The 11,761-nt window shown below is 43.8% G+C and carries 13 protein-coding genes and 1 other RNA gene; 10 read left to right on the top strand and 4 right to left on the bottom strand.

Translation table 11 applies throughout. The features are described 5' to 3' along the window. A partial coding sequence (locus BN1067_RS04420; RefSeq protein ID WP_053217685.1) for a YceI family protein occupies positions 1 to 485 on the bottom strand: 485 nt, incomplete at its 3' end. A gap of 376 nt (positions 486 to 861) precedes the next feature. Here BN1067_RS04420 and acsA point away from each other — a divergent pair. From acsA to BN1067_RS04405, 3 genes are all read left to right on the top strand, one after another. After that, positions 862 to 2,577, top strand: a complete 1,716-nt coding sequence (acsA, locus tag BN1067_RS04415) for an acetate--CoA ligase (RefSeq protein WP_053217684.1) — start codon at positions 862 to 864, stop codon at positions 2,575 to 2,577. Between the two features lie 347 nt (positions 2,578 to 2,924). Next, complete coding sequence (locus BN1067_RS04410; protein ID WP_053217683.1) at positions 2,925 to 3,437, top strand: type 1 glutamine amidotransferase domain-containing protein; 513 nt, start codon at positions 2,925 to 2,927, stop codon at positions 3,435 to 3,437. Between the two features lie 70 nt (positions 3,438 to 3,507). Continuing rightward, positions 3,508 to 4,266 carry a DUF3891 family protein gene (locus tag BN1067_RS04405; protein ID WP_053217682.1) on the top strand — a complete coding sequence of 253 codons (759 nt, stop codon included), beginning with the start codon at positions 3,508 to 3,510 and terminating at the stop codon, positions 4,264 to 4,266. Position 4,267: 1 nt separating this feature from the next. Here BN1067_RS04405 and BN1067_RS04400 read toward each other — a convergent pair whose 3' ends face one another. From BN1067_RS04400 to BN1067_RS04390, 3 genes are all read right to left on the bottom strand, one after another. Further along, positions 4,268 to 4,885 (bottom strand): DUF421 domain-containing protein, encoded by a 618-nt coding sequence (locus tag BN1067_RS04400; RefSeq protein ID WP_234400626.1) that lies wholly within the window; start codon positions 4,883 to 4,885, stop codon positions 4,268 to 4,270. 125 nt (positions 4,886 to 5,010) lie between these two features. Next, positions 5,011 to 6,300, bottom strand: a complete 1,290-nt coding sequence (locus BN1067_RS04395) for a LysM peptidoglycan-binding domain-containing protein (RefSeq protein ID WP_053217681.1) — start codon at positions 6,298 to 6,300, stop codon at positions 5,011 to 5,013. A gap of 71 nt (positions 6,301 to 6,371) precedes the next feature. Further along, a complete protein-coding gene (locus tag BN1067_RS04390) occupies positions 6,372 to 6,902 on the bottom strand; it encodes an isochorismatase family cysteine hydrolase (RefSeq protein WP_053217680.1) in 531 nt (176 codons plus the stop codon). Between the two features lie 79 nt (positions 6,903 to 6,981). On the opposite strand from BN1067_RS04390, the gene tadA reads away from it, so the two are divergent. From tadA to BN1067_RS04355, 7 genes are all read left to right on the top strand, one after another. Next, a complete protein-coding gene (tadA, locus tag BN1067_RS04385; protein ID WP_053217679.1) occupies positions 6,982 to 7,452 on the top strand; it encodes a tRNA adenosine(34) deaminase TadA in 471 nt (156 codons plus the stop codon). A gap of 97 nt (positions 7,453 to 7,549) precedes the next feature. Beyond that, an RNA gene (gene ffs / locus BN1067_RS04380) (signal recognition particle sRNA large type) lies at positions 7,550 to 7,815 on the top strand. 327 nt (positions 7,816 to 8,142) lie between these two features. Continuing rightward, complete coding sequence (gene dnaX / locus BN1067_RS04375; protein WP_053217678.1) at positions 8,143 to 9,834, top strand: DNA polymerase III subunit gamma/tau; 1,692 nt, start codon at positions 8,143 to 8,145, stop codon at positions 9,832 to 9,834. A gap of 15 nt (positions 9,835 to 9,849) precedes the next feature. After that, entirely contained in the window at positions 9,850 to 10,173 is a 324-nt protein-coding gene (locus BN1067_RS04370) for a YbaB/EbfC family nucleoid-associated protein (protein ID WP_053217677.1), read from the top strand. Between the two features lie 12 nt (positions 10,174 to 10,185). Continuing rightward, positions 10,186 to 10,782, top strand: coding sequence for a recombination mediator RecR (recR, locus tag BN1067_RS04365; RefSeq protein ID WP_053217676.1), 597 nt, complete (start codon positions 10,186 to 10,188; stop codon positions 10,780 to 10,782). 55 nt (positions 10,783 to 10,837) lie between these two features. Continuing rightward, positions 10,838 to 11,053, top strand: a complete 216-nt coding sequence (locus BN1067_RS04360) for a YaaL family protein (protein ID WP_053217675.1) — start codon at positions 10,838 to 10,840, stop codon at positions 11,051 to 11,053. A 69-nt stretch (positions 11,054 to 11,122) separates the two neighbouring features. After that, positions 11,123 to 11,386: a pro-sigmaK processing inhibitor BofA family protein gene (locus tag BN1067_RS04355; RefSeq protein WP_053217674.1), complete on the top strand. Its 264-nt coding sequence runs from the start codon at positions 11,123 to 11,125 to the stop codon at positions 11,384 to 11,386. Positions 11,387 to 11,761 lie beyond the last annotated feature (375 nt).

Below are 11,761 nucleotides of genomic sequence, written 5' to 3'. Positions count from 1 at the left end.
CCGATCAAGACGCCGCCTGTTTCTAGTGCAGCATTGTAAGTCAAGCCATAATTACTGCGGGTAATTTTACCTTCGCCGCTGAAACCGTAGACTTGGTTACCCCAAGGATCCTTGCCGCTTCCTTCGAAATCAACTTTGAATGTTTCCTGGCGAGTTGTACCGCGAATCGTCATGTCGCCTGTAACTTCGTACTCATCATCGCCGACTTTTTTCACATCAGTGGATGTGAACGTGATTTTTGGGTTGTTTTCGATGTCGAAAAAGTCTGCAGAACGCAAATGCGTATCACGCTGGTCGTTGCGGGTATCAATGCTGTTTGCATCAATCACAAATTCGATTTCAGCAGAAGTTAGATCTTCCGGATCAGCTGTTATGGTTGCATCAAACTCATGAAAAGTTCCTTTCACTTTAGAAACCATCATGTGTTTTACAGAAAAGTCGATACTTGTGTGGGTTGGATCCACATTGAATGTTTGTTTTGCCATTTTTCTTATTCCCTCCATCTTTTAATTAAAAGCCTGTTGGTGCGTTATTTTTAATGACTCGCTTACTTTATGTAAGTAAGTATATATTAGTAAATGATAAACGTCAACCTTTTTATCTCGAAACTAGGATACTTTTTAGAAAAGAAGGGGACTGTCGCTTACCAAACGATTACCATCAAGGATAATTTGGAAATTGGTTAAGGTTTTTCTCAAGGTTTTTCTCTTTAAATTATTCGGTAAATCATCTAAAATAGGAAGTAATTAAGGGAATTTTTCAAAAATTTAATAAACACATCTAAGGCAACATAAGGTTTAGAGGGGTAGTGAAAGCTTTTTTGAAATCGTTTGCAAAAAATATTTCGGATGAGGTGATCTAATGGACATGCAACCTATTGCAGCTCGTGAAGGCAATCATAATTTAAAGGATTACGAGAAAACCCGCCAGTCGTTTGATTGGGAAGAAGTAAAAAAAGAATTTAGCTGGTACGAAAGCGGAAAAGTAAACGCAGCTTATGAAACGATCGACCGACACGCTGAAAATCCTGCCAAAAAAGATCAAACAGCATTGATATACTCCTCGCCGGATAGACAAGAAACATTGTCCTTCCATGACTTAAAAACTTTAAGCAACAAGTTTGCCAATGTACTTAGAAAGCATCATGTGCAAAAAGGAGACCGGGTCTTTTTATTTATGCCGAGAAGTCCGGAATTCTACGCCAGCTTCTTCGGCATCCTGAAAATCGGGGCTATTGCCGGTCCGCTGTTTGAAGCATTTATGGAGCAGGCCGTCCGTGACAGGCTGGATGACAGCGGGGCTTCGGTGCTGATCACTACCCCTGAACTGCTTGAGCGGGTTCCTCACGAAGAACTGCCTGAGCTAAAGAAGATTGTGCTGGTTGGCTACAATGAGGAATCAGACGAAAAGTACATCGATTACTTTCATGAAATGGAGCAGGCATCCGAAGAGTGCGAAATCGAGTGGGTGGATTTAGAAGACGGGATGTTATTACACTACACTTCTGGATCGACTGGTAAACCGAAAGGGGTTTATCATGTCCACAATGCGATGATTCAGCACTATGCAACGGGAAATTGGGTGCTGGATCTGAAAGAAGACGACATTTATTGGTGTACAGCAGATCCAGGCTGGGTTACCGGAACAAGTTACGGGATATTTGCACCATGGCTGAACGGGGTGACGAACGTAATCCGTGGCGGCCGTTTTACCGCTGATTCCTGGTATGAAACGATTGATAAAAACAATGTCACCGTTTGGTATACCGCTCCGACAGCACTGCGGAAGCTGGTCAGTGCTGGCGAACAGACAGCCAAAAAGTTTGATCTTTCCTCGCTTCGTCATATCCTCAGTGTAGGGGAACCACTCAACCCTGAAGTAATCACTTGGGGAGTAAAAGCATTTGATTTGCGGATTCATGACACCTGGTGGATGACAGAGACAGGAGGCATGTTGATTGTAAACCTGCCGGACATGGATATCCGTCCAGGATCAATGGGGAAACCAATTCCGGGAGTGGAAGCGGCTATCATTGATAACGAAGGAAATGAATTGCCGCCAAAACAAATGGGCAACTTGGCAATCAAGAAAGGCTGGCCATCGATGATGCGGGCAATCTGGCAAAACCCAGGGAAATATGAAAGTTATTTTATCGGTGATTGGTATGTGTCTGGAGACAGTGCCTATAAAGACGAAGATGGGTACTTCTGGTTCCAGGGAAGACTGGATGATGTTATCAATACATCCGGGGAACGGGTAGGACCTTTTGAAGTGGAAAGCAAACTGATTGAACATCCAGCCGTTTCTGAAGCCGGAGTCATTGGTAAACCGGATCCAGAACGAGGAGAAATCATTAAAGCGTTTATCACCTTAAATGATGGCTATGAAGCAAACGATAAATTAATCGAAGATATTCGGAAGTTTGTCAAAACCGGGTTAAGTGCCCATGCTGCCCCGCGGGAAATTGAAGTGAAAGATACGATTCCAAAGACAAGAAGCGGAAAAATCATGCGTCGGCTTTTGAAATCCTGGGAACTTGGATTACCGACAGGGGATACCTCTACATTGGAAGAATAAAAGGGGCACCGGGAGTTACCCGAGGCCGTGCCCGCGGCAAGCATCCATCGACAAGCGATTCGCGGAACCAACAACGAGCGTTGACAGCCGCTTTAGATTAAAAGGACTTTTACAGTGGCCTCAGTTATCCCGGTGTCTTTATTTAGATAGAGGGTGCTCCACTCCGGCAAGGCACTTCGCTTTCCGCGGGCACGGATTCAGCTTACGCGCATCCGCTGGAGTTTGCGTACCTTGCCTCCGTTTGATGCAGCGCTGTATCTTCCATTTTATGTTTAAACAGGACAAGCCAGGGTACATTATCGGTGTAACCATTAAATCCTATTGTCGTAAAGGAGTGTTGTTACACGATGAGTAAAATTGCATGTGTATTGACAGATATGTTTGAAGATGTGGAATATACGGATCCAGCGAAGGCCTTTAAAGAGGAAGGCCATGAAGTAGTGACAATTGAAAAAGAGTCTGGTAAAGAAGTTACCGGTAAACAAGGCGAAGCCAAGGTAACTATTGATAAGGGCATCGATGATGTAAATCCTTCTGATTTTGATGCTCTATTTATCCCTGGAGGATTTTCTCCCGATCAATTACGTGCTGATGAACGCTTTGTTTCGTTTGCCAAGCATTTTATGGATGAGAAAAAACCAGTATTTGCGATTTGCCATGGTCCACAGCTGTTGATTACAGCTAAAACGCTGGAAGGACGTCAGGCAACCGGATTTAAATCGATTCAAGTAGATATGGAATACGCAGGCGCCACTGTAAAGGACGAAGAAGTAGTCGTTTGCAAAAATCAGCTGGTAACCAGCCGTCAACCGGATGATATTCCAGCGTTCAACCGTGAATCTCTGAAAGTATTAGCATAAATTACTGAAACTGAAAAGAGGTTGTCCGTAAGGGCTGCCTCTTTTTCCTGCATAAAAGGAGTCCAGAAGTATGATTGTGAGAAGAACTGCTGATCACTTGGAAGTGATTAAACAGCATGATCACGCCTATTTATCTTTTCAAATTGCATACCATTGGAGAAATGATTTCTTTCCGTACCCTGAGTGGAAACTGGATGTCCTTTATGCGATCCGTCATCATGACCGGGCCTGGATTCCGCTTGATCAACAGATTGTTTGGAATGTTGCTGATCAGAAACCATATGATTTTATTGACTACCCCTTACAGGAAAAACTTCAAGCATATAGTCGCGGTATTGATCAGGTTGAAGAACAAACATCTTATGGTGCTGTCCTTTGCAGCATGCATTATGTTTCTTTTTTCTCGTCTGACAAAGGTAATAATCCCGACATTTCGTCATTCTTGCTTCATGAACAAGAGCGAAGACGCCGGCTGATCTCTTCTTTAACGATAGATTCGCTGGAGGATGCTATTATCTGTCATTATCGCATCCTGCAATTTTGTGATGATTTATCCTTATATGCAACATTGAATCCTCCCGGTGTGAAGAAATCGGAAGAAATAGACTGGTTCAAGGATGGATTTCGTCAGGAATTTTGCTTTGCACCAAGAGGAATGACAGCGGAGTGGCTGACAGACACGGACATACAGGTTAAACCATTTCCTTTCTCTTCGGAATTTGAAGTAGAGGTACCGGTTTTGCGTGTTGCTCTTGAATCCTCACAATCAGCGGTAGAATGGGAAAGCGGCTCAAATAAAAACCAAATTTTCCGTTTCGCTCCAGGCTAAGTCACTTTAGTTTTTTCGAATGGTTTGTTTGATGGTTGGCGGTGACTTCTTCAAAAAGATTTTGCCGTTGTTGAGATGTCTGTTTTGGTTGCTGTGTATTATCCATCACTGCCGGGTTCAGCATGCTTGGATGAATCATTTTTTTAAATTCCCCTACGGTGAGTGGACGGGCATCCTCCGTCAATTCATATCCAAGTTGTCCATTCGGTTCGATTGTCGCCGTTTTGAGGTCGGAAAGCTTGGAAATCCCTTGCTGCCGAAGAAACATTTCGAGTTGGTCGACAGTAAGCCGGTTCTTGTTAAAGTTTTTCGTTTCCAGCTGTCCGTTTTGAATGAGGATTTTTGATTTACCAGTAATAAACTTTTCCACAACGTTGAATTTAAGTTGAAGCCACTCGATAGTAATCAGTGTGAAAACAAAAATGGCGGCCACGATAATCGTTCGGATTACGCTTCTTTCCACGATTGGTTGAATGATAACCGAACCAATCGAAATCATCACTACGGTCTGTGCCAATGTCATTTGCGAAATGGATTTTCTTCCGGAAATACGCAACAGTAATATTCCCGATAGCACCAAAATCACCGATTTAAATACAAACTGGAAGTCCAGATTCACGTCATCACCTTCTCTTTCCGCCTTCTATTTTCTTTTAGTTTGAGCAGCTTCCAGCCAAATTAACAATGGTATCAAAAGGTAAATCAATCGGAACGGTTACATAAACAAAAAAACCAGGATGCAGATCATCCTGGTTTTACTATGTCAAAGTTTGCGTCAAGCAGCTGCCAATTTTGAGGAAAGGCCAATCCAAGCTTCCAGTAGCTAATCCCACGAAGTCCTAATTCCTTGATTAAGTTAAATTTCGTTTGGATGGATCGAGCATCTTCAAACCAGACTTCATGCCTGTTTCCCTCGTCGTCTGTATAACGGTAAAATGGGGCTTGATCGGTTTCATCGTACTCAATTGCGACATTTTCGTTTCTGGCCCGTGTAATGGCCTGTTGTGGGCTGAGTGCTTCGGCAAATTCTCCACCTGGTTCGAAAGGCAATGTCCAATCATAGCCGTATAAGTTTTGGCCGAGCATGATTTTATCCGCGGGCATTTCAGTAAGTGCATATTCCACCACTTCACGTACTGGACCAATCGGGGAAACGGCCATTGGCGGCCCTCCGCTGTATCCCCATTCATAGGTCATCAAAACGACAAAATCGACAATTTCTCCATGAGCGGCATAATCATGAGCCTCATACCATTCCCCTGTCTGTTCTGCGCTGGTTTTTGGTGCCAGGGCGGTAGACAGCATCAATCCTTCATTGGTCAAACGCTGTTTTGTTCGCCTTAAAAAGTTGTTGTAGTCCTCACGGGTTTCCGGTGGTAAAAATTCAAAGTCAAAATGTACATCCTGATACCCACCTGCCCGGGCTGTACTTATGATTTCGTCCAGAAGTGTGTTTTCCACTTGCCGGTTGGTCAAAATTTCCCTGCCTAATTCTGCGCTGAATGCCCCTTCTTCCAAATTCGTAACGACTAACACCAATCCGGCATTATTATTTTCCGCAATTTGGCGAAAGTTATCTAGCGGGGGTGGAATCAGAGTGCCGTCCCGATTTACCCGATAGCTAAATGGTGACAGGTAAGTAAGATACTGCGTATTTTTCTCCGCAGCATTGATCAAGGTTTCAGAAACGGTTTCGCCGTAGGGCTCGACATAAGCATTTGTTTCGATTCTCGTTTTGGGCGGTTGGGGGATGACAAGAGGAAAGCCTACGGAAAGTTGATCATTAGGGGAAAGATTGTTTGCGCTGGCAAGCTCCTCAATGGAGATACCGAACTTCTGGCTGATGGCATACAAGGTATCCCCTGGTTGTATGCGATACGTATTTCCCGGTAACGGCACCACCAATGTCTGCCCGACCACTAAATTGCCGGGAGCATCCAATTCATTGGCTGTCTGCAAAGATGACACTGTTGTACCATACCTTCTGGCGATTTCATACAAAGATTCCCCCGATGCGACCACATGTATTTGCACATTCCATCCTCCTCTGTAAAACACGCTTTTCTCCGTTATCATCCTATGTGTGGAGGAAGGAACATATTCTATTAGACAGGCTTAATATCGGCACCGAGTTTTTCGGACATCAATGCAAGTGCACGCTCGTTCTGCTGATCTTCGTTGGATGCTATACAGTTTTTTGGTACACTGATACTGTATTCGCGCATATGGGCATCATTGGCGGTAAACAGGACACAAAAATCACCAGCAATACCGCCGATAATAATATGGGCTATATTCAATTCCTTCAATAAGGACTCCAGCGCCGTACCATAGAAGCCGGAATGTTTAGGTTTGATGAGAAAATAATTATCGGATGCTGGCTGCATTTGGTCGATGATTTGTTTGTTTTGTTCATTTCGGCAATAATCGCTGACCTTTTGAAAATCAGATTGCCAAATACCATAATGATCATTTACATATATAAAAGGAATTGATTGCTCATGTGCATATTCTTTCAATTTTTTGAGATTGGGGAGGATTTTCTTGGTGTTTTTCAATAGCTTGTCGCCCTCCGGAAAATCAAAATCATTGATGATGTCCACTATGACGATGGCGGTTTTTTGACTTTCAACCATGTTATCCACTCCTCTCTTCCTTATATACTTTATCTTTTTTTTGTTGTTTGAAACCTTAGAATGAAAAGTGGGATGATAAATGGACGATCAATATTATATGGAATTGGCCATTAACGAAGCAAAAAAAGCTGAACAGTTAGGGGAGGTTCCGATAGGTGCGGTCATTGTCCATGAGGAACAAGTAATTGCCACGTCCTTCAATCTGCGGGAATCATTGCAGACGACGGCCTCTCATGCTGAACTGATTGCGATCGATAAAGCCAACGAAGCGGTCGGAAGCTGGAGACTTGAGAATTGTACACTGTATGTCACATTGGAACCTTGTCCGATGTGCGCAGGAGCTATTATTCAATCAAGAATACCACGGGTAGTATTTGGCGCATACGATCCCAAGGCTGGCTGTGCTGGGACCTTGATGAATCTTTTGGAAGATAACCGATTCAATCATGTGGCGGAAGTCCGTGGAGGTGTGTTGGAAGAAGCATGCGGGCAAATGCTGACCGATTTTTTCAGGAATCTCAGGCAGCGAAGGAAGCGTAACAGCAATTGAAGAAGTATTCCAGTCTCTACCTGTTGCAATTTTCCCCAAAACTCGTTATACTATGAATTGCGCTATTAAAGCGCACCAATAATAGTTAGCAAATTTGTCGTGCTAGGCGGGGAGGTAGCGGTGCCCTGTACTCGCAATCCGCTATAGCGAGGCTGAATTCCCATCCGAGGTAATAGGACTTTAAGGTCTGCCTCAAGGGATTGGTGCTGACACCCGGGTCCTGCGCAACGGGAACCCGTGAACCCTGTCAGGTCCGGAAGGAAGCAGCAGTAAGCGGTCCTTCTTGTGTGCCGCGGGGAAGCCCGGGTCGAGCCATGAACTTGCGTAACGCTTAGGGTCGTATTATCGACGATGGGTGCACGGCTTTACTTATTGATTATATAAAAAAACCTCTTGTCTTTGGGCAAGAGGTTTTTCGTATAGATTTTTTCTGAAAGAATGATTTTATCACGATAACCTAAACCTATCTGTATTGGATACCGTTTTTCTGCAGCGACATGGAGATTCTGCTAATGAACGAGAAGGTGCTCGTCAAAGCGACGACTTATCAATTTCTATCCGGACATGATGAACTACTGCACAAGAAACGGAAGAGGAAAGAATCAATAAGGTTTTCTACTGTCGATGGTTTCCATCCATCATGCAATTCAGTTATAATGAAGAGAGCAATAAAAAAGGGGCAAGTATTGAATGAGCTATCAGGCACTTTATCGAGTTTGGCGTCCAAAAAGCTTCTCGGATGTCGTCGGACAAACCCATATCACCCGTACATTGCAAAATGCCATCGTTCAGCAGAAGTTTTCGCATGCCTATTTGTTTTCAGGGCCACGTGGTACCGGAAAAACAAGTGCTGCCAAAATATTCGCGAAAACCGTTAACTGTGAACATGCACCGGTAAAGGAACCGTGTAATGAATGTGCAGCATGTCTGGGAATACAGGATGGCTCCATTTCCGATGTAATCGAAATCGATGCTGCATCGAATAACGGGGTCGAACAAATCCGTGACATTCGGGATAAAGTAAAGTATGCGCCAAGTGCGGTCGCTTACAAAGTCTATATTATTGATGAAGTCCACATGCTGTCGATGGGTGCTTTTAATGCCTTGTTGAAAACATTGGAGGAGCCTCCCAAGCATGTCATTTTTATTCTTGCGACAACGGAACCGCATAAAATCCCGTTAACGATCATTTCCCGCTGTCAGCGGTTTGATTTTAAACGGATCACCCCTACATCGATTGTCGAGCGTATGCAGACAATTACGGAAGCGGAGGATATCCGGGCATCCCAGGAAGCATTGGAAGCCGTGGCGCTTTCTGCAGAAGGGGGAATGCGGGATGCACTCAGTTTATTGGATCAGGCCATCTCCTACAGTGAAGAAGAAGTGAATCTGGATGATGTCCTGGCTGTGACCGGTTCGGTCTCGCAGGAAAAACTGACGCTTGTCACCGAAGCCATGTACCGACAGGATATCCAACAGGCATTGCGCTATGTGGACGACTTAATCCAGGAAGGCAAAGATCCGGGACGTTTTGTATTTGATTTAATTTACTATTTACGTGATTTGTTATTGTTCCAAAGTGCACCTGACTTAGAGAACATTCTGGAACGTGCTTTGTTGACCGACAGCTTCAAAAAGCTTGCGGGGGAAATCAATCCAGGATGGATCCAGGAAGCAATCCGGCAGTTAAATGAATGCCAGCAGGAAATAAAGTGGACGAACAGCCCCAAGGTATTCATTGAAATAGCGGTATTAAATATTTCGGATCAGCGCAAGGATTCCGCCGGCCAGTCATCAGAAGCGGTCGACACGTTGACACGAAAGCTGGCACAGCTGGAAAAAGAATTGCAAGAACTGAAGAAAAACGGAGTGGCGGTACAGCAAGCGGATGCTGCCTCTTCTCCGCAGCCGCGTCCACAGCAACGGACAACAAAAAACAGCTACAAAATCCCGTTTGAGCGAATACGACAAGTATTAGGGGAAGCTTCTAAGGCTGAATTGAAAAATGTCCAGTCGCAGTGGGCCAACTTCATGAATATGTTGAAGAAACAGAGCGCTCCAGCCCATGCGACGATTCAGAACAGCAAACCCCGGGCAGCTTCCAGTCAGGCCCTGGTGGTAGCATTTAAGTACGAAATCCACTGTTCACTTGCTTTGGACCATAAACAAGCGATAGAATCATTATTAGCAGAGGTTATCGGCAAGTCGTTGACATTGATTCCGATACCCGAAGCCAATTGGCAGGAATTAAGAGAAGAATATGTCAGCAAGCAAAAACGGCAGGAAACGGAAGAACAAGGGGAATCCCCCCAAGAGGAAGATCCGTTGGTTGCCGAAGCCAGAAAGCTTGCCGGCGATGATTTGTTAGAAATTCATGATTAAAAAGGAGGGGTTTCCATGCGTGGTGGTGGAAATATGAATAAAATGATGAAACAAATGCAGAAAATGCAGAAAGATATGATGAAGGCTCAGGAAGAACTTCAGGAAATGAGTTTTGAAGGTACTGCCGGCGGGGGTATGGTAAAAGTAACGGCCAACGGCAAAAAAGAAATCATGGATGTCACCATTAATGAAGAAGTGGTTGATCCAGATGATTTGGAAATGCTGCAGGATCTCATCCTTGCTGCAACCAACGATGTATTAAAACAAGTTGAAGACAAAACGAATGATACAATGGGACAATTCACGAAAGGTTTAAATATGCCTGGAGGAATGTTCTAGGAGGCATGCTTCATGTATTATCCAGAACCGATTTCAAAGCTGATTGACAGCTTTACAAAATTGCCGGGAATCGGACCGAAAACGGCTGTCCGCCTGGCTTTTTTTGTGTTGAATATGAAAGAAGACGATGTCTTGGATTTTGCAAAGGCTTTGGTCAACGCCAAGAGGGAGTTGACTCACTGCTCGGTCTGCGGTCATATCACCGACCAGGACCCTTGTTCCATTTGCCGGGATGATACGAGAGATAATTCGGTGATTTGCGTCGTGCAGGATCCTAAGGATGTCATCGCCATGGAAAAAATGAAGGAATTCGGCGGAAAGTATCACGTCCTGCATGGAGCCATCTCTCCGATGGACGGTATCGGGCCGGAAGATATCAATGTTCCCAGCTTATTAAACCGTCTAAAAGATGAAGAAGTAGAAGAACTAATTCTTGCGACCAATCCGAATATCGAGGGCGAAGCAACCGCGATGTACATCTCCCGGCTGGTGAAGCCTTCCGGGATAAGAATCACCAGAATTGCCCACGGACTCCCGATGGGCGGGGATTTAGAGTATGCGGATGAGGTAACCCTGTCAAAAGCAATGGAAGGAAGAAGAGAATTATAACCATCGCTTTGTAGGAAGATACTTTTTCGAATGGAGAAAGAGGATAGGTGATCATATGATTGGCGGTAAAAAGATTAAAAAGAGCCAAATCGATGAGCAATTGTTGGATGATATTTTTCATTCAAAGGAAGAATGGAAAAATATCAAGTCAATCATTGAACGGAGTGTAGAGCCGAGTGAGTATGGTATATATGAACTAACGGTGGCGGAAGCTAAATATTTTTATTTGCTCCGGGAAGCGAGAGTACGGAAGGTAAGTGCGATGAGATAATGCTGTTCTTTTTCGTTTTGTTTGTTCATACCTATTAATAGAAAGGGACAAGCAAAAGGAGAGGGGAAAATGAATTCTGCTGTAATTATCACAAGTATGGTGGTGTTGATTGCCCTGCTATTAGTACTTGGTGCTCCGATTAAGCCATTAAGGTTTTTGGCACAAGGATCCGTAAAGCTGGTGATCGGTGTATTGTTTTTATTTTTCTTCAATGTGTTCGGGGCTTCCATCGGCCTCCATTTACCGATAAACCTATATACCGCTCTAATAACCGGCTTTTTAGGAATACCTGGTTTGGCTTCATTAGCAGCTATTCATCTATTTATCTTTTAGAAAAACAGTTTCCGATAATTGGAAACTGTTTTTCTATTGCAACCCATTCTGTGACATGTTATATTATGAAAGTTGCACCAAACAAAGCAACCAGAAAGCAAGAAACTCAAAAAACATGTTGACATCATATTGTGAACGTGTTATATTAATTAAGTTGCTGTTTTGAAGGAACAAACAATTTCTTTTGAAAGAGTTGTTGACTTTATTCTAGCAAACTGATATAATAATTAAGCTGTCGATGAGACGGCGGACAATTTGATCTTTGAAAACTGAACAAAACAACCAGTATGTCAAGCAAGATATACAAGCTAGTTTTTTGAACGAGCAAGCAAGCTCGCATTTTATGGAGAGTTTGATCTTGGCTCAGGACGAACG

The organism is Virgibacillus senegalensis, assembly GCF_000821245.2.
GTDB lineage: Bacteria > Bacillota > Bacilli > Bacillales > Amphibacillaceae > Sediminibacillus > Sediminibacillus senegalensis.
This window is presented reverse-complemented; position numbering and strand designations above follow the sequence as displayed.